The sequence below is a fragment of the Polynucleobacter arcticus genome (assembly GCF_013307205.1).
GTDB lineage: Bacteria > Pseudomonadota > Gammaproteobacteria > Burkholderiales > Burkholderiaceae > Polynucleobacter > Polynucleobacter arcticus.
Window position 1 is genome coordinate 83,765 of record NZ_CP028940.1, and the last position, 17,348, is coordinate 101,112.

General features: G+C 47.3%; 25 protein-coding genes. 22 read left to right on the forward strand and 3 right to left on the reverse strand.

Annotated features, from left to right (window positions below; genetic code table 11):
- The first annotated feature begins 18 nt into the window (after window positions 1-18).
- From DN92_RS00485 to hisD, 13 genes are all read left to right on the forward strand, one after another.
- Window positions 19-1,482, forward strand: a complete 1,464-nt coding sequence (locus tag DN92_RS00485) for a glutamate synthase subunit beta (protein ID WP_173959409.1) — start codon at window positions 19-21, stop codon at window positions 1,480-1,482.
- Between the two features lie 10 nt (window positions 1,483-1,492).
- Entirely contained in the window at window positions 1,493-2,359 is an 867-nt protein-coding gene (locus DN92_RS00490; RefSeq protein ID WP_254598303.1) for an ABC transporter ATP-binding protein, read from the forward strand.
- Window positions 2,360-2,406: 47 nt separating this feature from the next.
- A complete protein-coding gene (mlaE, locus tag DN92_RS00495; protein ID WP_173961208.1) occupies window positions 2,407-3,153 on the forward strand; it encodes a lipid asymmetry maintenance ABC transporter permease subunit MlaE in 747 nt (248 codons plus the stop codon).
- A gap of 21 nt (window positions 3,154-3,174) precedes the next feature.
- Window positions 3,175-3,657 carry an outer membrane lipid asymmetry maintenance protein MlaD gene (mlaD, locus tag DN92_RS00500; RefSeq protein ID WP_173959410.1) on the forward strand — a complete coding sequence of 161 codons (483 nt, stop codon included), beginning with the start codon at window positions 3,175-3,177 and terminating at the stop codon, window positions 3,655-3,657.
- Window positions 3,657-4,403, forward strand: a complete 747-nt coding sequence (locus DN92_RS00505) for an MlaA family lipoprotein (RefSeq protein ID WP_173959411.1) — start codon at window positions 3,657-3,659, stop codon at window positions 4,401-4,403. Before mlaD ends, DN92_RS00505 begins: the two co-directional genes overlap by 1 nt.
- Before the next feature lie 73 nt (window positions 4,404-4,476).
- Entirely contained in the window at window positions 4,477-5,124 is a 648-nt protein-coding gene (locus DN92_RS00510; protein WP_173959412.1) for an MlaC/ttg2D family ABC transporter substrate-binding protein, read from the forward strand.
- A gap of 24 nt (window positions 5,125-5,148) precedes the next feature.
- On the forward strand, window positions 5,149-5,409 hold the full coding sequence (locus DN92_RS00515; RefSeq protein ID WP_173959413.1) for an STAS domain-containing protein: 261 nt from the start codon (window positions 5,149-5,151) through the stop codon (window positions 5,407-5,409).
- 1 nt (window position 5,410) lies between these two features.
- On the forward strand, window positions 5,411-6,163 hold the full coding sequence (locus DN92_RS00520; protein WP_173959414.1) for an ABC transporter ATP-binding protein: 753 nt from the start codon (window positions 5,411-5,413) through the stop codon (window positions 6,161-6,163).
- Window positions 6,160-6,948, forward strand: coding sequence for an ABC transporter permease (locus DN92_RS00525; protein ID WP_173959415.1), 789 nt, complete (start codon window positions 6,160-6,162; stop codon window positions 6,946-6,948). The genes DN92_RS00520 and DN92_RS00525 overlap by 4 nt, the downstream gene beginning before the upstream one ends.
- A 78-nt stretch (window positions 6,949-7,026) precedes the next feature.
- Entirely contained in the window at window positions 7,027-7,275 is a 249-nt protein-coding gene (locus DN92_RS00530; RefSeq protein WP_173961209.1) for a BolA family protein, read from the forward strand.
- A gap of 32 nt (window positions 7,276-7,307) precedes the next feature.
- Window positions 7,308-8,582 carry a UDP-N-acetylglucosamine 1-carboxyvinyltransferase gene (gene murA / locus DN92_RS00535; RefSeq protein WP_173959416.1) on the forward strand — a complete coding sequence of 425 codons (1,275 nt, stop codon included), beginning with the start codon at window positions 7,308-7,310 and terminating at the stop codon, window positions 8,580-8,582.
- Between the two features lie 20 nt (window positions 8,583-8,602).
- Window positions 8,603-9,229, forward strand: a complete 627-nt coding sequence (gene hisG, locus DN92_RS00540; protein WP_173959417.1) for an ATP phosphoribosyltransferase — start codon at window positions 8,603-8,605, stop codon at window positions 9,227-9,229.
- A gap of 12 nt (window positions 9,230-9,241) precedes the next feature.
- Complete coding sequence (gene hisD, locus DN92_RS00545; protein ID WP_173959418.1) at window positions 9,242-10,564, forward strand: histidinol dehydrogenase; 1,323 nt, start codon at window positions 9,242-9,244, stop codon at window positions 10,562-10,564.
- A gap of 7 nt (window positions 10,565-10,571) precedes the next feature.
- Here hisD and hisC read toward each other — a convergent pair whose 3' ends face one another.
- A complete protein-coding gene (gene hisC, locus DN92_RS00550) occupies window positions 10,572-11,645 on the reverse strand; it encodes a histidinol-phosphate transaminase (RefSeq protein ID WP_173959419.1) in 1,074 nt (357 codons plus the stop codon).
- 127 nt (window positions 11,646-11,772) lie between these two features.
- Between hisC and hisB the strand changes: the two genes are divergently transcribed.
- The 4 genes from hisB to hisF all read left to right on the forward strand — a co-directional run bounded on the left by hisB (window position 11,773) and on the right by hisF (window position 14,635).
- Window positions 11,773-12,360, forward strand: coding sequence for an imidazoleglycerol-phosphate dehydratase HisB (hisB, locus tag DN92_RS00555; protein WP_173959420.1), 588 nt, complete (start codon window positions 11,773-11,775; stop codon window positions 12,358-12,360).
- Window positions 12,361-12,422: 62 nt separating this feature from the next.
- On the forward strand, window positions 12,423-13,085 hold the full coding sequence (gene hisH / locus DN92_RS00560) for an imidazole glycerol phosphate synthase subunit HisH (protein WP_173959421.1): 663 nt from the start codon (window positions 12,423-12,425) through the stop codon (window positions 13,083-13,085).
- Window positions 13,086-13,103: 18 nt separating this feature from the next.
- The gene (hisA, locus tag DN92_RS00565; RefSeq protein ID WP_173959422.1) at window positions 13,104-13,865 is read left to right on the forward strand and encodes a 1-(5-phosphoribosyl)-5-[(5-phosphoribosylamino)methylideneamino]imidazole-4-carboxamide isomerase; all 762 of its coding nucleotides are present in this window, start codon (window positions 13,104-13,106) and stop codon (window positions 13,863-13,865) included.
- An 11-nt stretch (window positions 13,866-13,876) separates the two neighbouring features.
- Complete coding sequence (hisF, locus tag DN92_RS00570; RefSeq protein ID WP_173959423.1) at window positions 13,877-14,635, forward strand: imidazole glycerol phosphate synthase subunit HisF; 759 nt, start codon at window positions 13,877-13,879, stop codon at window positions 14,633-14,635.
- A 9-nt stretch (window positions 14,636-14,644) separates the two neighbouring features.
- Here hisF and DN92_RS00575 read toward each other — a convergent pair whose 3' ends face one another.
- Both DN92_RS00575 and DN92_RS00580 read right to left on the reverse strand, forming a co-directional pair.
- Entirely contained in the window at window positions 14,645-15,037 is a 393-nt protein-coding gene (locus DN92_RS00575) for a type II toxin-antitoxin system HicB family antitoxin (protein ID WP_173959424.1), read from the reverse strand.
- Between the two features lie 9 nt (window positions 15,038-15,046).
- Window positions 15,047-15,229: a type II toxin-antitoxin system HicA family toxin gene (locus DN92_RS00580; protein ID WP_173959425.1), complete on the reverse strand. Its 183-nt coding sequence runs from the start codon at window positions 15,227-15,229 to the stop codon at window positions 15,047-15,049.
- A gap of 133 nt (window positions 15,230-15,362) precedes the next feature.
- On the opposite strand from DN92_RS00580, the gene hisI reads away from it, so the two are divergent.
- Genes hisI through tatB form a run of 5 tightly spaced genes read left to right on the forward strand, consistent with a single transcriptional unit; the run spans window position 15,363 to window position 17,315 of the window.
- The gene (gene hisI, locus DN92_RS00585) at window positions 15,363-15,758 is read left to right on the forward strand and encodes a phosphoribosyl-AMP cyclohydrolase (protein ID WP_173959426.1); all 396 of its coding nucleotides are present in this window, start codon (window positions 15,363-15,365) and stop codon (window positions 15,756-15,758) included.
- A gap of 40 nt (window positions 15,759-15,798) precedes the next feature.
- Entirely contained in the window at window positions 15,799-16,203 is a 405-nt protein-coding gene (locus DN92_RS00590; RefSeq protein WP_415836351.1) for a phosphoribosyl-ATP diphosphatase, read from the forward strand.
- 3 nt (window positions 16,204-16,206) lie between these two features.
- The gene (locus DN92_RS00595) at window positions 16,207-16,563 is read left to right on the forward strand and encodes a histidine triad nucleotide-binding protein (RefSeq protein WP_173959427.1); all 357 of its coding nucleotides are present in this window, start codon (window positions 16,207-16,209) and stop codon (window positions 16,561-16,563) included.
- A 16-nt stretch (window positions 16,564-16,579) separates the two neighbouring features.
- Entirely contained in the window at window positions 16,580-16,810 is a 231-nt protein-coding gene (gene tatA, locus DN92_RS00600; protein WP_173959428.1) for a Sec-independent protein translocase subunit TatA, read from the forward strand.
- Between the two features lie 28 nt (window positions 16,811-16,838).
- Window positions 16,839-17,315: a Sec-independent protein translocase protein TatB gene (gene tatB, locus DN92_RS00605; RefSeq protein ID WP_173959429.1), complete on the forward strand. Its 477-nt coding sequence runs from the start codon at window positions 16,839-16,841 to the stop codon at window positions 17,313-17,315.
- The last annotated feature ends 33 nt before the right edge of the window (window positions 17,316-17,348 follow it).

The following is a 17,348-nucleotide window of genomic DNA, read 5'->3' on the forward strand; positions in this document are numbered from 1 at the left end:
AAATACTAAGGATTCGATATGGGTAAAGTCACTGGATTTATGGAGTTTGAGCGCGTAGATGAAACTTACGAAGCTCCCGTTAAGCGTCTCCATCATTACAAAGAGTTCATCACTGCATTGACGGATGAAGAGGCAAAAGTACAGGGTGCGCGTTGTATGGATTGCGGTATTCCGTTTTGTAATAGCGGTTGTCCAGTCAACAACATCATTCCCGATTTCAATGACTTAGTGTTTCATAGTGACTGGAAGAATGCATTAGATGTTTTGCAGTCGACTAATAACTTCCCTGAATTCACTGGCCGTATTTGCCCTGCACCTTGTGAGGCTGCATGCACTTTAGGAATCAATAGTGAGGCGGTTGGTATCAAGTCTATCGAGCATGCCATTATTGATAAGGGTTGGGAAAACGATTGGGTCAAGCCACAGCCGTCCAAAACTAAAACAGGTAAGAAGGTTGCCGTTGTTGGTGGTGGACCCGCTGGTATGGCAACTGCTCAGCAGTTAGCCCGTGTTGGCCATGACGTGACTGTATTTGAAAAGAATGATCGCGTTGGTGGATTGCTGCGCTACGGTATCCCTGATTTCAAAATGGAAAAATGGCTCATCGATCGTCGTGTTGAGCAGATGCAAGCTGAAGGCGTGAAGTTTGAGACCGGTGTATTTGTGGGTAAAGAAGCTATCGGTGCCGAAGTGAAAAACTACTCTACAAAAACCATTTCACCTGATCAGTTAATGAAGGATTTTGACGCTGTAGTGATTAGCGGTGGATCTGAACAGCCACGAGATTTGCCAGTACCCGGCCGTGAGTTGAAGGGTGTTCACTATGCATTGGAATTTTTGATTCCACAGAATAAAGAAAATGCGGGAGATTTCAAGAATGAAATTTCTGCAGCTGGGAAGAATGTTGTAGTCATTGGTGGTGGTGACACTGGATCGGATTGCGTTGGAACCTCTAATCGTCACGGCGCTACCAAGATTACTCAGTTTGAATTAATGTCGCAGCCACCAGAAGTAGAGAACAAGCCCTTGGTCTGGCCTTACTGGCCAACCAAGTTACGCACTTCTTCTTCCCATGAAGAGGGTTGCGACCGTGACTGGTCTGTAGCTACTAAGCGTTTTGAGGGTAAAGACGGCAAACTCGAGAAATTAATCTGCGTACGTTTGGAGTGGAAAGACGGCAAGATGACAGAAATGCCAAACTCTGAATTTGAAATTAAGGCAGATTTAGTATTTTTGGCCATGGGTTTTGTGTCTCCTGCAGCTCAGGTTCTGAATGCCTTTGGCGTTGAAAAAGATGCTCGCGGCAATGCAAAAGCCACTGTGGATGGCCAAAATGCCTATCAAACCAACGTTCCTAAGGTATTTGCCGCTGGCGACATGCGTCGCGGCCAATCTTTGGTAGTTTGGGCGATTCGTGAAGGTCGTCAGGCAGCCCATGCAGTAGACGAGTATTTAATGGGGTCATCCGTTCTTCCCCGATAATATCGAGGATATGAATAGTGGCCACGCCAGCTCGGTGGAAGTAAAGCAAAAAACCTCTAGCGGTGGCCATGGCGAAGTTGTCGTTGAAATTAAAGACGTCAACTTCTCTTATGCCCCTGGCGAGCGTCAGATTTTATCGGGGCTCAATATGGAGTTCCGTCGTGGCCAAGTCGTTGCTGTCATGGGCGGTTCTGGTTGCGGCAAGACTACGATCTTAAGACTCATTGGTGGTCAGTTCACTGCACAGTCTGGCCAAGTTGTATTTGAGGGTCAGGATATTGGCAAAATGAACGGCACCGCATTAATGGCGGCCCGTCGTCGCATGGGCATGCTTTTTCAGTTTGGTGCACTCTTCACTGACCTCAGTGTCTTTGAAAACGTTGCCTTTCCATTGCGTGAGCACACGGATTTAAGTGAAGAGCTATTGCGATCTCTGGTGCTGATGAAGCTCAACGCGGTAGGATTGCGTGGGGCACGTGATTTGATGCCTTCACAAATCTCTGGCGGCATGGCACGTCGTGTTGCCTTAGCAAGAGCGATTGCCTTAGATCCTCCACTCATCATGTATGACGAGCCCTTCGCTGGCTTGGATCCCATTTCTTTAGGTATCACCGCACGCTTAATTCGGGATTTGAATCAGGCCTTAGGCGCGACCAGTTTATTAGTAACGCATGATGTAGAAGAGACCTTTGAAATTGCAGATTACGTCTATTTCATTGCAAATGGCCGTATTGGTGCCCAAGGTACCCCAGCAGAGTTGAGTCGATCCACCGATCCTTTTGTACGCCAGTTCTTAGATGCTTCGCCTGATGGCCCAGTGCCATTTCACTATCCTGGACAAAGCCTTGCAGAAGATTTTGGGGTGAACCTTAAATGAGCATGTTTCATAAAACTGTAGATCTATTAGGGGATCTTGGATTTTTCATGCGTCGCAACCTCACCAGCCTGGGTCTTGCTGCGCGGATGTTTGCTGCAGTGATTTGTCGTTCGGGCTTTTTATTAAAGCGGCCGCGTCTAGTTTCTGATCAGATCCTGTTTGTGGGTAATCACTCGTTTGTGATTATTGCGGTGTCTGGTTTATTTGTTGGTTTTGTTTTGGGTTTGCAGGGTTACTACACCTTGAATCGATATGGATCAGAGCAGGCCCTGGGTTTATTGGTTGCTCTATCGCTTACGCGTGAGCTGGGCCCGGTCATTACGGCCTTATTATTTGCGGGGCGTGCCGGCACATCCCTGACAGCGGAGATTGGTCTAATGAAAGCCGGGGAGCAATTGAGTGCCATGGAAATGATGGCTGTTGATCCCTTAAGCCGTGTGATTGCACCGCGTCTTTGGGCGGGCATTATTGCGATGCCGATTCTGGCAACGATCTTTACTGCCGTTGGTGTCATGGGGGGTTATTTTGTTGGTGTCCCCTTAATTGGGGTAGATTCCGGCGCCTTTTGGTCACAGATGCAGGGTGGTGTAGACCTCTTTTCAGATATTGGCAATGGCCTGATTAAAAGCTTGGTATTTGGTGTAGCAGTGACTTTTATAGCGCTGTACCAAGGCTATGAGGCAAAGCCGACTCCTGAAGGTGTGTCACAGGCGACTACCCGTACGGTGGTGATCTCTTCTTTATCAGTGTTAGCGTTGGATTTCTTGCTCACCGCAATGATGTTCTCGAATTAGAAAGAATAAACTGGGACTCTTATGAGAAAAAGTGCAATTGATGTTTGGGTAGGAGTCTTCGTAGCCATTGGTTTATTGGCTGCCCTTTTCCTCGCATTGAAGGTCGGCAATATGAATGCCGTTTCTTTTGCGCCAACGTATAAAATTTCAGCCCGATTTGATAATATTGGCGGATTAAAGCCACGTGCGCCGGTAAAAAGTGCGGGTGTAGTAGTCGGACGTATTGCCAATATTTCCTTCGATGATAAGACCTATCAAGCCACTGTCACCATGACTATTGAAGACAGTTACAAGTTCCCTAAAGATTCGTCGGCGAAGATTTTGACTTCGGGTTTATTGGGTGAGCAATATATTGGCCTTGAAGCTGGTGGTTCAGATGATATGTTGGCTGCCGGGGATAAGATTACCCAGACTCAGTCTGCAGTGGTTCTGGAGAATCTGATCAGTCAGTTTTTGTATAACAAAGCTGCGGATAGTGGTCAAGACAAGGGCGCAGCAAAATAATGCTCTTGTTGGCAAAGCTCAAGCGCATAGTGCTGCTGGTAATGGTTGGGACCATGGTGGGTTGTGCATCAATTCCTGCCGGAGTTCAGCCTTCCCCGCACGATCCGTGGGAGCCTTTCAACCGTTCCGTTTTTGAATTCAATGAAGGCTTAGATGCCTATTTGCTCAAGCCCGTAGTGGCTGGATATCGCTTTGTCCTGCCAGAATTTGTGCGTGACGGTATCTATAACTTTTTCAGTAACTACAGTGACATCTATACCGCTTTGCAGAACCTATTGCAGGGTAAGCCTGACTACGCCTTTAGTGATTTGATGCGGGTTGTAGTCAATACCACTTTTGGCTTGGGTGGTTTGATTGACATGGCTACTCCGGGTGGACTTCCTAAGCACAAGGAAGATTGGGGTCAAACCTTTGGTGTCTGGGGTGTTCCATCTGGCCCTTATGTTGTTTTGCCATTCTTTGGTCCAAGTAGCGTGCGCGATACTTTTGGTACCGTAGCCGACTTGGAGTCCGACTATCTCTTTAGCTACATCAAAGATATTGGCTTGCGCAATAGCATCACTGGTTTGCGTGTAGTAAATGCCCGTAATACCTATTACGAAGCAGGCGATCTATTGGATGGCGCTGCAATCGATAAATACAGCTTTATGAGAGATGCCTACATTCAGCGGCGCGAATATCAGATTAATGAGGGGCGCGAAGATAGGGAGCCTCTGATGCCGGTTTACGAAAACCCCTACGAATAAAGGCGATCAAGCCTCAGCCCATTACCTTTAAGGGCTAAAATGAGCTCCACTGACTAGCATTAATCGAGGACACATGAAAAGCCCCACTACCATTCAACAATATTGCGCAGTATTGCTATCAAGCCTGTTTTTGGCTGTTGGTGCTGCGAGCGCTCAAGCGGTTGATCAGTCTACGCCAGATGGCCTCATTAAAAATGTAGTCTCTGATGTGATGGCATCCGTCAAGTCTGATCCCGAAATTCAGAAGGGCAATATTCCACGTATCGTGGATTTGGTGGAAAAGAAAATTGTCCCCTATACAGATATGCGCCGCACGACTGAAATGGCGATGGGTCCTAATTGGAAAAAAGCGACTCCCGAACAACAAGCGCAATTGGTGAGCGAGTTTAAGAATTTACTCATTCGCACTTACTCTGGCGCACTCAGTCAGCTCCGCGATCAAACCATTCAATTTAAGCCTTTGCGTGCAGCTGCTGACGATAAAGAGGTTGTCGTCAAGACGGTAGTGATCGGCCGTGGTGATCCTGTGCCGCTCGACTATCGACTAGAAAAAACAGCCAATGGTTGGAGAGTCTACGACATGAATATCATGGGTGTTTGGCTGGTTGAAGCCTATCGCAATCAGTTTGCTAACCAAATTAGTCAGAACGGTGTTGAGGGTCTTGTTAAGTTTCTACAGGATCGGAACAAGCAGCTTGCCGCTGCTAAGCCCACTACTTAAAGACGAAGCAAAGATCAGTAGAAGATGCCATTTTTATTACCAGCCTCAGTAACACAAGACAATGTTGTGCAATTAGAAAAAGAAGGACTTCTAAATCTAGCCGCTTTAAGAACGGTTGATTGTGCAAGTCTGAAGGATTTTGACTCCACGGTATTAACTGTATTGCTGGCCTGGCAGAAAAAATTACAGGCTGATGGCCAGCAAATCACTATACAAAATGCACCTGAAAAATTAACGGTGTTAGCTGGCGTCTATGGTGTCTCTGAATTGTTGGGTATGACATAACATGCGCGCTGCAATATCGATTAAAAATATATCAAAAAATTATGGAGCATTACAGGCGCTAGATGATGTCTCCTTGTCAATTGAGCAGGGTGAGTTTTTTGGCTTGCTTGGCCCCAATGGCGCCGGTAAGACAACGCTCATCTCTATTCTGGCCGGCCTAGTTACGACAGATAGCGGTCATGCAGCAATCATGGGTGCTGATGTTCAGAGTCAGTTCCGTGATGCACGCCGGATGCTAGGCGTGGTGCCACAGGAGTTGGTATTTGACCCCTTCTTTACCGTACGAGAGACTTTGCAATTTCAGTCGGGGTACTTTGGTATTCGTCATAACGATGCTTGGATTGATGAGATCATGGCTAATCTGGATCTCACCGGTAAAGCCGACAGTAATATGCGTTCTTTGTCTGGCGGTATGAAGCGGCGAGTATTGGTAGCTCAGGCCTTGGTCCATAGACCACCAGTGATTATTTTGGATGAGCCTACGGCTGGTGTTGATGTAGAGCTGCGTCAATCTCTATGGCAATTTATTAGTCGCCTGAATCAAGATGGCCACACGATTGTGTTGACAACACATTATCTGGAGGAGGCTGAGGCGCTGTGTCAGCGCATTGCGATGCTCAAGCAAGGAAAGATTGTTGCTTTAGATACCACTGCGAATTTATTGAGTCAGTATGGCTCGGTCAAAAAAGATGGTGAAGGCAAGACGGATCTCGAGGATGTTTTTGTCAACATCATGTCGGGGGGTGCTCGATGAAGCCTATTTTGAAGAAGCTCCCAATCTCTTATGGCAGTGGCTTTCCGACATTACTCCGCAAAGAAATTAAGCGTTTTTATAAGGTGGGCTTTCAGACAGTGGCTGCGCCAGTGCTGACTGCAGTTTTATATCTTATGATCTTTGGACATGTCCTGGAAGACAAAGAAGTCTATGGTCGCCTGAACTACACTGCCTTCTTAACCCCGGGTTTGGTCATGATGAGTATTTTGCAAAATGCTTTTGCAAACACTTCATCCTCACTCATTCAGTCGAAAGTGACTGGTAATTTAGTCTTTGTATTGTTGGCACCTTTTAGTCACTTAGAGTTCTATGCTGCGTATGTATTGGCGGCGGTATTTCGTGGCATCGTCGTGGGCGCTGGCGTACTGCTCATTACCGCCTGGTTCTCCATGCCATCATTTGAATATCCTCTATGGATCATGGTGTTTGCTCTTCTAGGCGCTGGAATCTTGGGAAGTATGGGTTTAATCGCGGGTATTTGGGCTGATAAATACGATCAATTGGCCGCCTTCCAAAACTTCATTATTATGCCGGCGACGATGTTATCAGGCGTGTTCTACTCCATTCATTCTCTGCCGGCAGCATGGCAAGTTGTATCTCATTTCAATCCATTTTTCTACATGATTGATGGATTTCGTTATGGCTTTTTTGGAGTGTCAGATATTTCCCCTTGGAATAGCCTAGCGATTGTGGCTTGCTTCTTTGTATTGGTATCCGCGATCGCCTTACGTCTGCTGCAAAAAGGTTACAAGTTAAGAAACTAGTCGCCCAATGAGTCACGGAGAAATATTAAACGCAGAAATGATGCGCAGTTGTTGTTTATTCAGAATGAGGAGATTGTGATGTTGCCAACGCCAGAACAGATTGAGGGCTATATCCAGCAGGGTATTGCTTGTACCCATATTCAAGTTGAGGGTGATGGTCAGCATTTCTTTGCCACGATAGTGAGCCCTGAGTTCGAAGGTAAACGGCTAATTCAGCGTCATCAATTGGTATATGGGGCGATGGGAGATCGAATGAAGGCAGAAGTTCATGCCTTATCAATCAAAGCATTTACTCCCGAAGAGTTTGCACAAAATTCTGCAAGCTAATTACTTCATCAGCTCTTTACTGGAATAGATTCATGGATAAGTTACGAATGGTTGGCGGCACTCCGCTCAAGGGCGAGGTAGCTATTGCAGGTGCGAAGAATGCAGCCTTGCCTATTCTTTGTGCTTGCTTACTGTGTGATGAGCCGATCACCTTGCGTAATGTTCCTGACTTGCAAGATGTCCGGACCATGCTCAAGCTTTTGCAAGAAATTGGTGTGACTGTCACCTTCCCAGATGCGAATGATCGCAATCATGTGGTGCTCAATGCGGCCAATATTAAGAGCTCTGAAGCAACCTACGAGATGGTGAAAACCATGCGTGCTTCTATCTTGGTGCTGGGTCCCTTGCTCGCCAGAATGCATAGCGCCAAGGTCTCCTTACCCGGAGGTTGTGCAATCGGCGCACGCCCAGTAGACCAGCACATCAAAGGCTTAAAAGCGATGGGTGCCAACATCAAGATTAAGAGTGGCTACATTCAAGCGGAAACGAAATCAGCTTCTGGTCGCTTGCAGGGCGCCTCCATCTTGACCGATATGATTACCGTGACCGGCACAGAAAATTTGCTCATGGCCGCAACGCTGGCAAGTGGCATAACCATTTTAGAGAATGCTGCTCGCGAGCCTGAGGTTGGTGATCTGGCAGAGTTGCTCGTTAAAATGGGCGCTAAGATTACGGGGATTGGCAGCGATCGTTTGGTCATCGAGGGCGTTGAAAAACTTCACAGCGCAGAGCATGCTGTGATTGCGGATCGGATTGAGGCTGGTACCTTCTTGTGCGCTGTTGCGGCTGCCGGTGGTGATGTGCTGGTAAAGCACTGCCGTCCAGATACATTGGACGCGGTCATCGTCAAACTGAAAGAAGCAGGCCTAAAAATGGAGATAGGCCCTGACTGGATTAAGGCTTCTATGAAGGGCCGTCCTAAGGCTGTCAGCTTCCGTACCTCTGAATACCCTGCCTTTCCGACTGATATGCAGGCCCAACTCATGGCGGTCAATGCGATCGCCGAGGGCAATGCCACCATTACTGAAACCATCTTTGAGAACCGCTTTATGCACGTCCAGGAGATGAATCGCCTCGGTGCGGATATTGCTATTGAGGGTAATACTGCCATTGCTCAGGGGGTGGAGAAGCTTTCGGGAGCGATTGTGATGGCGACAGACTTGCGTGCGTCTGCTAGTTTGGTCATTGCTGGCTTAGCTGCCCAAGGCGAAACCCAGGTTGATCGAATTTATCACCTAGATCGCGGATATGACCGCATGGAGCAAAAGTTGACCCTGTTGGGGGCCAACATTGAGCGAGTGAAGTAAGGCTGATGGATAATTAGTTCATGAAGTTAACTTTAGCCCTCTCGAAGGGGCGTATCTTCGAAGAAACCGCCGAGATCTTATCTAAGATCGGCGTTCGTCCGCTGGAAGATCCTGAGAAGTCACGCAAACTCATCATTGAGACCTCCAATCCCGATGTGCGCCTTATTATTGTGCGCGCCTCGGATGTACCCACTTATGTGCAGTTTGGCGGTGCCGATTTTGGAGTAGCCGGTTTAGATGTCTTGATGGAAAATGGTACTGATGGTTTGTATGTTCCATTTGATCTGAATATTGCCAAATGCCGCATGTCGGTTGCCGTTAAAGAAGGCTTCGATTACGCGGCAGCCGTAAAGCAGGGATCTCGTTTAAAAGTGGCAACAAAGTATGTCAATTGCGCACGCGAGCACTTTGCCAACAAGGGCGTACATATCGATACCATTCACTTGTATGGCTCAATGGAGTTAGCTCCATTGGTAGGTCTGGCTGATGCAATCGTAGATTTAGTGTCCACTGGCAATACTTTGCGTGCAAATGGGTTGCTTGAAGTTGAACCTATTGCTGATATCAGTGCGCGTTTGGTAGTTAATCAAGCTTCGTATAAGCGTAAGCGTACTCAGTTGCAGCCATTCTTTGAGTTGCTAAAGTAAAGAACAATCCCTATGTCATTAGAAGTGAAAGTCAAGCGCCTAAATAGCCAAGATGCAGGGTTTAAAGAAACTCTGCTCTCTAGCCTTTCTTTGCCGATGGCCGATGATGAGGCGATTGATGCTGTTGTGATGAAAATATTGGCGCAAGTAAAAGATCGCGGTGATGCTGCGGTTCTCGATTTTACAAAGCAGTTTGATCGTTTAGATGTTGCTAGTGTTACTGAGCTAGAAATTTCTCAAGCAGAATTAAAAAAATCCTACGAAGCATTATCGGCTGAGCAAAAAAATGCTTTAGATATTGCTGCGCAAAGAGTACGTGCTTATCACGAAAAACAAAAGATTGAAGCGGGTTGCCACTCTTGGGAATACGAAGAGGCGGATGGTACGCGCTTAGGTCAAAAAGTCACTGCCCTAGATCGCGTTGGAATTTATGTCCCTGGCGGCAAAGCGGCCTACCCATCATCTGTTTTGATGAATGCCATTCCAGCCAAAGTTGCTGGTGTACAAGAGGTCATCATGGTGGTGCCAACTCCTGATGGCGCTCGCAATCCCTTAGTGTTGGCTGCTGCCTATTTGGCAGGGGTTGATCGTGTCTTCACGATTGGCGGAGCACAGGCTGTTGGCGCTTTAGCTTATGGCACTAAAACGATTCCACCGGTCGACAAAATTGTAGGCCCGGGCAATGCTTATGTAGCCGCTGCCAAGCGCCGAGTATTTGGTACTGTTGGTATCGACATGATTGCCGGCCCATCAGAAATCTTGGTGCTCTGCGATGGCTCTAGTAATCCTGATTGGATTGCGATGGATTTGTTTTCTCAAGCAGAGCATGATGAGTTGGCGCAGTCCATCTTGCTTTGTCCTGATGAGCAATTTATTGAGAAAGTACAAGCAAGTATCAATCAGTTATTACCAGAGATGCCGAGAAAAAAAGTGATTGAAACATCGCTTGCCAATCGCGCTCTATTGATTCAGGTAAAAGACATGGCTCAAGCTTGTGAGATTGCTAACGACATCGCTGCAGAGCATTTAGAAATTTGCGCTGCTGAGCCACGTCAATGGGCAGAATTGATTCGCCATGCGGGAGCAATCTTCATGGGTAATTACACTAGCGAATCTCTTGGTGATTATTGTGCTGGACCAAATCACGTCTTGCCAACAGCACGCACTGCACGCTTCTCTTCGCCTTTGGGTGTGTATGACTTTATCAAGCGTTCCAGCATGATTGAAGTCAGTGCAGCGGGGGCACAAACTTTGGGTACGGTGGCTAGTACGCTCGCCCACGGTGAAGGCTTAACAGCCCATGCACGCGCTGCTGAGATGCGCCTGAACAAATAAAGCGGGTTTAAGCGCTAACTAGAATTTCTTTTAAGGCAGCGATCAACTCATTTGTTTGCTCATCGGTACCGATGGTGATGCGCAAAAATTCTTCTACGCGTGCCGATTTAAAGTGACGCACGATAATTCCACGATCACGTAAAGCTTGATGCAACTTCACGCCAGCATGTTTGGGGTGACGTGTAAAAATAAAATTGGCTGTTGACGGCAAAGTATCAAATCCCAGGGAAGCGAGCTCTTTTACAAGATGCTCTCGGGTTTGAATCACTTTTCCAGCGGTGAATTCCAAGTGGGCTTGATCTTCTATTGCGGCGATTGCGCCAACTTGGGCCAAGCGGCCCAGAGGGTAAGAATTAAAGCTGTTCTTTACACGCTCTAGACCTTCAATCAGCGCCGGGTGGCCCACCGCAAATCCCACTCGCAAACCTGCAAGGGCGCGTGATTTGGAGAGGGTGTGAACGACCAAGAGGTTTTCTGGGCAAGCACTTCCGCGAAGCAGTGGAATGCAGGACTCAGTTCCATAGTCCACATAGGCCTCATCAATGACTACTACTGAATCAGTGTTTCTACTCAACAAGGCTTCAATATCAGCCCGAGGAATGGCTCGTCCAGTTGGTGCGTTGGGATTAGGGAAAATAATCCCACCATTGGGGGTTTTGAAATCACTGGCTTGTATCTCAAAATCGGATCCCAGGGGGATGGTCTGATAGTCAATGCCAAATAACTTGCAATAGACGGGGTAAAAGCTATAAGTGATGTCCGGGAATTGGATTGGCTTAGATTGCTTTAGGAGGCCTAAAAAGACGTGGGCAAGGACTTCATCGGAACCATTACCTAAAAACACCTGTTTTGGGTCTAGACCATGTAAATCGGCAATAGCCTTCTTGAGGGAAGCGCCCTCAGGATCTGGGTAAAGCCTCAAATCATCGTTGTTATGCCCATGAATGGCTGCTAGCGCTTTGGGGGATGGACCATATGGGCTTTCGTTGGTATTGAGCTTTACCAGTCGCTCCATTTGCGGTTGCTCCCCAGGAATATAAGGGGTGAGGGTCTGAACAACGGGGCTCCAAAAGCGGCTCATGGGGGACTCTAGTCAAAAAATCAGCAAAAGTTAATCAATGTCATCAAACAACATCAGCATTTATATCTGTATTAGGAATGATATTATGAGGCTTCAATCAACACTTCGCCTCGCGGCGCTCTGAAGCATGCGGCAAGCCGACGTTACCCGAAACACTTCGGAAACCAAAATTCAAATTGCGATCAATTTAGATGGCACAGGTAAGGCTGAGCTCGCCTCGGGCGTACCCTTTCTAGACCATATGTTGGATCAAATCGCCCGTCACGGCATGATTGATCTCAAAGTAGTCGCTAATGGCGATACCCACATTGATGACCACCACACCGTTGAGGATGTGGGGATTACTCTAGGACAAGCATTTGCCAAGGCAGTTGGCGACAAGGCGGGTATTACCCGCTATGGCCATTCCTACGTCCCTTTGGATGAAACTCTGTCGCGTGTGGTGATCGACTTTTCAGGCCGTCCAGGCTTGGAGTTCAACGTCCCATTCACGCGGGCGCGGGTAGGTGACTTTGATGTGGACCTCAGTATTGAGTTCTTCCGCGGGTTTGTGAACCATGCTGGAGTCACTTTACACATCGATAATTTACGTGGCATTAATGCCCATCACCAGATTGAAACCGTGTTTAAAGCATTTGGACGCGCCTTGCGCATGGCTTTAGAGTTGGATCCACGCGCTTCTGGTGTTGTTCCCTCGACTAAGGGCAGCCTCTAATCTAGAAAATTTCTAGCATTGAGTAGCAGACTGTCTAAAAACTACAGAACATAGGCTAACCATTGGCGCAAACCATTGCGATCGTTGATTACGGAATGGGTAATCTACGCTCCGTTTATCAAGCCTTTCATCATGTGGCACCTGATGCCAATGTGGTCATTGCCCGCACCCCGGAAGCAATCATCTCGGCTGAGCGAGTAGTGCTCCCAGGGCAGGGCGCTATGCCAGATTGCATGAAGCATCTCGAGGAGTCTGGTCTATTGGAGGCGCTACTAGATGCAGCTAAAAATAAACCCCTTTTGGGCGTGTGTGTTGGCGAGCAAATGCTATTTGATCAAAGCGCAGAGGTGCGAGCGCTATCCGACAAGCCTTGGACGCCCTGCTTGGGTTTGATTCCTGGAGAAGTGCGACGTTTTGAGTTAGCTGGCAAATTACAGCCAGATGGCTCGGCGTATAAGGTGCCGCATATGGGCTGGAACCAGGTGCGTCAGGATCGTCAGCACGCGCTTTGGGACGGCATCCCAGATTTGACGAGTTTTTACTTTGTGCATAGTTACTATGTTGTACCGCAGCGCAAAAAAGACATAGCGAGCTCAACCGAATATGGTGATTGGTTTACTTCTGCTGTCGCAAGGGATAATATTTTTGCAACGCAATTTCATCCAGAAAAAAGTGCAGAATACGGATTAAAGCTCTACAACAATTTTGTTTCTTGGCAACCTTAATACATCTAACGTACCACTATGCTGCTGATTCCTGCGATTGACCTAAAAGACGGCCACTGTGTTCGACTCGAACAAGGTGATATGGATAAGGCTACGGTTTTTTCTGAAGATCCAGGGGCGATGGCAGCCCATTGGATTAGTAAGGGAGCGCGTCGCTTGCACTTGGTGGATTTAAATGGCGCCTTTGCGGGTAAGCTCAAAAACGAGTCTGCCATTAAATCCATTCTGAAAGCGGTTGGTAATGAGATTCCCGTTCAATTGGGCGGTGGGATTCGTGATCTTGAAACCATTGAGCGTTTATTGGATGATGGTATCAGTACCGTCATTATTGGTACTGCAGCAGTGAAGAGTCCAGGCTTTGTCCAAGATGCCTGCACTGCTTTCCCAGGTCACATCATGGTGGGTTTGGATGCGCGTGACGGGAAAGTGGCCACAGATGGCTGGAGCAAAATTACTGGTCACGAAGTCATTGACCTTGCTAAGAAATTTGAAGACTATGGTGTCGAGGCAATTATTTATACCGATATTGGTCGCGACGGCATGATGAAGGGCATCAATATGGATGCCACGATTAAGTTAGCGCAAGCGATTCGGATTCCGGTGATTGCTAGTGGTGGCCTCTCAAATAATCAAGATATTGAAGCCCTGTGCGAAGCTGAATTTGAAGGTGTGATGGGTGTCATTGCTGGCCGCTCGATTTATGCTGGCGACTTAGATTTAACTGCAGCACAAAAGTATGCTGACGAGTTAACGCTGAAGTTCGCTAAGAAAATTATCTAGAGTGCTGATCAGTGTTAACTAAGCGAATTATTCCCTGTCTTGATGTTACGGCAGGGCGCGTTGTGAAGGGTGTGAATTTCGTTGGCCTGCGTGATGCAGGTGATCCAGTCGAGATTGCAAAACGTTACGACACCCAAGGCGCTGATGAGCTCACGTTCTTGGATATCACCGCTACTTCTGATGGGCGCGATTTGATATTGCACATCATTGAAGATGTCGCATCTCAAGTATTTATTCCTTTGACAGTTGGTGGTGGCGTGCGCGCTGTAGCGGATGTGCGACGCTTACTCAATGCCGGTGCTGACAAAGTGAGTATGAATTCTTCTGCAGTAGCAAATCCAGATTTAGTTTCTGATGCGGCTGCGTATTACGGTTCGCAATGCATCGTGGTGGCGATTGACGCCAAGAAGACTGAAGCAGGTAACTGGGAAGTATTTACCCATGGCGGTCGAACTGCCACTGGTATGGATGTCGTTGTATGGGCAACTGAAGTTGCCAAGCGCGGTGCTGGTGAAATACTCCTCACCAGTATGAATCGCGATGGCAGCAAAGATGGTTTTGATCTTGAGCTCACTGCCGCAGTCAGTGATGCTGTGAGTATTCCGGTGATCGCATCTGGCGGCGTCGGTAATTTGCAGCATTTAGTCGACGGCATTACTCAAGGCCATGCTGATGCGGTACTCGCAGCCAGTATTTTTCACTATGGTGAATACACCGTTGGTCAGGCAAAAGAATATATGGCGAGCCAAGGAATTCCGGTTCGAATTTAATCGGAAAATTTAAGCGCTGATTGCCATATGGGCGATAAATGCAGAGCGATTTTCACCTGCTGACTTGGCTTTAGCGTCTAGCCTTGCTAATACTCTTCTGGGCAAAGTGATGTTTACTCTTTCAATTTCATCTGAAAGCAGAGCTGGATCAATCTCAGCAATTGCCCAGATGCATCCTTTAAACCCTTTTTTCTTTTGTAGATTAGTAATGGAGCTGGGTTTGGGTATGTCTTCGCCAGCATCTAAGGCTGCCTCAATCCAAAGCTCGATTGCTTCTTTCGCATTTTCAATGGCTTCATCAATGCCACCGTCGGCTGCGGAGAAGCAGCCCGGTAAATCCGGAACGACTACACCCCATGCCGCCTTATCTCCTCCTGGCTCAATAGCAATTGGATATTTCATCATGCCCCTTTATTTAATGCCTGCTTGTTTCAGAACCTTTTGAACCAATCCAATGCCCAGATCCTTTTTGGGGTGAGGGACTGTAATATGCCCAGCCTTAAAGGGATGATTAAAAACATGATGAGAGCCTTTTGAGCCACGCAGTACCCACCCATCCATTTCTAAAGCTTTGATAAGTTCTTTGCTGTTCATTCTCGAATTATAAATTCTATACACATCATACACACAAAATAAGTTAGTGTCCATGTGGGGCAACGGGTCGTTTCAGTAAGCCCTAGGCCGCTATTTATTCGTTGGTGCGAATAATTCTGTCAAAATTGAGCAAATGTCAGATACAAATAAAAAATCACAAGAACAAGCATTGTTAGAGAGCGTAACTTGGAATAACCAGGGCCTAGTTCCTGTTATTGCCCAAGAAGCCGATAGCGGCGATGTGCTGATGATGGCTTGGATGAATCGTGAGGCCCTTTTAGAGACAATGCGCAGAGGAGAGGCAGTCTATTGGACTCGTTCTAGACAAAAACTCTGGCATAAAGGCGAAGAATCCGGTCACACCCAAAAAGTAAAAGAAATCCGCCTCGACTGCGATGGCGATACAGTTTTGCTCATAGTTGAGCAAAAAGATGGCATTGCTTGCCATACTGGCGAGCACAGCTGTTTCTTTCTGCGCTGGGATTCTGTTAAATCTGCCTGGGTGGATGAGTCCAAGGGCCCTAAATAGGCTCTTCTCGTCTTTCTGGCAATAAAAGACATAAAATCGCATGATGAACAGCTCAGCGCAAAATCCTTCCAATTTAGACTCTGCTTTAGCCCATTTGGCCGATGTGGTGGACCAGCGACGGGATGCATTTAAAGCGGGCCAGGCTGATCCCAAGACCTCCTATACAGCTTTACTCTTTTCCAAGGGCGACGATGGGATTTTGAAGAAAATTGGCGAAGAAGCCACCGAAGCGGTGATGGCTGCCAAGGATGCTCGTAACGCCAATTTGGCTCCTGAGCAGCAAAAGCTCTTAGTGGGCGAGATGGCTGACCTGTGGTTTCATTGCCTGATTGCGCTTTCCCAGTTTGGTTTACGTCCAGAAGACGTGGTTTCTGAGCTAGAGCGCCGTTTGGGCACCTCCGGTATTGAAGAAAAGGCCGCCAGAAAAGCCGCCAGCAAGGAGTAATTGATGCCTCACGATCCAAATTGCCTGTTTTGTAAGATTTCTCAAGGAACTATCCCATCCCAAAAGGTATATGAGGATGAAGAAATCTATGCATTTAACGATATCAACCCAGCTGCTCCCATCCATTTTTTGATGATTCCTAAGAAACATATCCCGATGTTGGAGTCTGCCGAGGCGGCAGATGCGCCATTGCTAGGTAGAATGATGGAATTAGCGTCGCGTCTTGCCAAGGAGCAGGGTTGCCGTCCTGGAAAAGAGGGTGGCTTTAGAGTAGTAGTGAACAATGGTGCAGATGGTGGGCAAGAAGTTTATCACTTGCATTTGCATGTGATGGGCGGTCCGCGCCCCTGGAAAAAATAGTTCGAGGAGATTAAAAATGGGTTCATTTAGTATTTGGCATTGGTTGATTGTTTTGGTGATCGTGATGTTGGTATTCGGTACCAAAAAATTGCGCAATATGGGTGCCGACTTAGGTGGCGCTGTTAAGGGCTTTAAAGATGGTATGAAAACCCCTGAGGCTGCTGAAGAGCCAAAAGAGCAGATTCAGAGCGCTGCCGCATCACCAGAAAAAACGGTGGACGTTCACGCTAAAGACGTTAACAAGTAATTGTTGATTGAAATAATGCGCACCTGCAATGATTGATCTTGGAGTTTCAAAGCTTGCACTTATTGCAGTAGTTGCATTGGTGGTGGTTGGTCCCGAGCGCCTTCCGAAGATTGCCCGCATGGCAGGTAATTTATTTGGACGAGCGCAACGTTATATGGCAGATGTAAAGTCTGAAGTCAGTCGCCAGATGGACGTTGAAGAATTTAAAAAGCTGCGCGAAGAGAGTACTTCCGCATTAAAAGATGTAGAGAACTCTATTCAATCAACAGTCCAAGAGGCTAAAGCCAATCTGAGTGATCAAGCGGACATCTTTGAGCATAGTTACACGAGAGCTCCATTAGATGAAAAAGAAGTGCTTGGTAAGTCCATTCGCCAAGGCCGTAAGAGTTGGGGTGTGAGACGTGCAGCTAGGCCGGTTTGGTTTAAGCGCTCTACTGGTATGCGCACACAGGTGCAATCTGGTGCTGCTCGCATGAAGCGCTTTCATCACAGTGCCAACAAGTAATAAAAGAATCAAAACTACAAGAATATAAACAAC

Coding starts and splice junctions, on each gene's coding strand:
- DN92_RS00485 (WP_173959409.1), top strand. CDS start 19: ATGGGTAAAGTCACTGGATTTATGGAGTTTGAGCGCGTAGATGAAACT.
- DN92_RS00590 (WP_415836351.1), top strand. CDS start 15,799: ATGATGAACAGCTCAGCGCAAAATCCTTCCAATTTAGACTCTGCTTTA.
- hisI (WP_173959426.1), top strand. CDS start 15,363: ATGTCAGATACAAATAAAAAATCACAAGAACAAGCATTGTTAGAGAGC.
- DN92_RS00505 (WP_173959411.1), top strand. CDS start 3,657: ATGCTCTTGTTGGCAAAGCTCAAGCGCATAGTGCTGCTGGTAATGGTT.
- mlaE (WP_173961208.1), top strand. CDS start 2,407: ATGCGTCGCAACCTCACCAGCCTGGGTCTTGCTGCGCGGATGTTTGCT.
- DN92_RS00575 (WP_173959424.1), bottom strand. CDS start 15,037: ATGAAATATCCAATTGCTATTGAGCCAGGAGGAGATAAGGCGGCATGG.
- DN92_RS00520 (WP_173959414.1), top strand. CDS start 5,411: ATGCGCGCTGCAATATCGATTAAAAATATATCAAAAAATTATGGAGCA.
- mlaD (WP_173959410.1), top strand. CDS start 3,175: ATGAGAAAAAGTGCAATTGATGTTTGGGTAGGAGTCTTCGTAGCCATT.
- hisC (WP_173959419.1), bottom strand. CDS start 11,645: ATGAGCCGCTTTTGGAGCCCCGTTGTTCAGACCCTCACCCCTTATATT.
- tatB (WP_173959429.1), top strand. CDS start 16,839: ATGATTGATCTTGGAGTTTCAAAGCTTGCACTTATTGCAGTAGTTGCA.
- hisB (WP_173959420.1), top strand. CDS start 11,773: ATGCGGCAAGCCGACGTTACCCGAAACACTTCGGAAACCAAAATTCAA.
- hisG (WP_173959417.1), top strand. CDS start 8,603: ATGAAGTTAACTTTAGCCCTCTCGAAGGGGCGTATCTTCGAAGAAACC.
- DN92_RS00580 (WP_173959425.1), bottom strand. CDS start 15,229: ATGAACAGCAAAGAACTTATCAAAGCTTTAGAAATGGATGGGTGGGTA.
- DN92_RS00530 (WP_173961209.1), top strand. CDS start 7,027: ATGTTGCCAACGCCAGAACAGATTGAGGGCTATATCCAGCAGGGTATT.
- DN92_RS00595 (WP_173959427.1), top strand. CDS start 16,207: ATGCCTCACGATCCAAATTGCCTGTTTTGTAAGATTTCTCAAGGAACT.
- murA (WP_173959416.1), top strand. CDS start 7,308: ATGGATAAGTTACGAATGGTTGGCGGCACTCCGCTCAAGGGCGAGGTA.
- hisD (WP_173959418.1), top strand. CDS start 9,242: ATGTCATTAGAAGTGAAAGTCAAGCGCCTAAATAGCCAAGATGCAGGG.
- hisA (WP_173959422.1), top strand. CDS start 13,104: ATGCTGCTGATTCCTGCGATTGACCTAAAAGACGGCCACTGTGTTCGA.
- DN92_RS00525 (WP_173959415.1), top strand. CDS start 6,160: ATGAAGCCTATTTTGAAGAAGCTCCCAATCTCTTATGGCAGTGGCTTT.
- DN92_RS00515 (WP_173959413.1), top strand. CDS start 5,149: ATGCCATTTTTATTACCAGCCTCAGTAACACAAGACAATGTTGTGCAA.
- DN92_RS00510 (WP_173959412.1), top strand. CDS start 4,477: ATGAAAAGCCCCACTACCATTCAACAATATTGCGCAGTATTGCTATCA.
- tatA (WP_173959428.1), top strand. CDS start 16,580: ATGGGTTCATTTAGTATTTGGCATTGGTTGATTGTTTTGGTGATCGTG.
- DN92_RS00490 (WP_254598303.1), top strand. CDS start 1,493: ATGAATAGTGGCCACGCCAGCTCGGTGGAAGTAAAGCAAAAAACCTCT.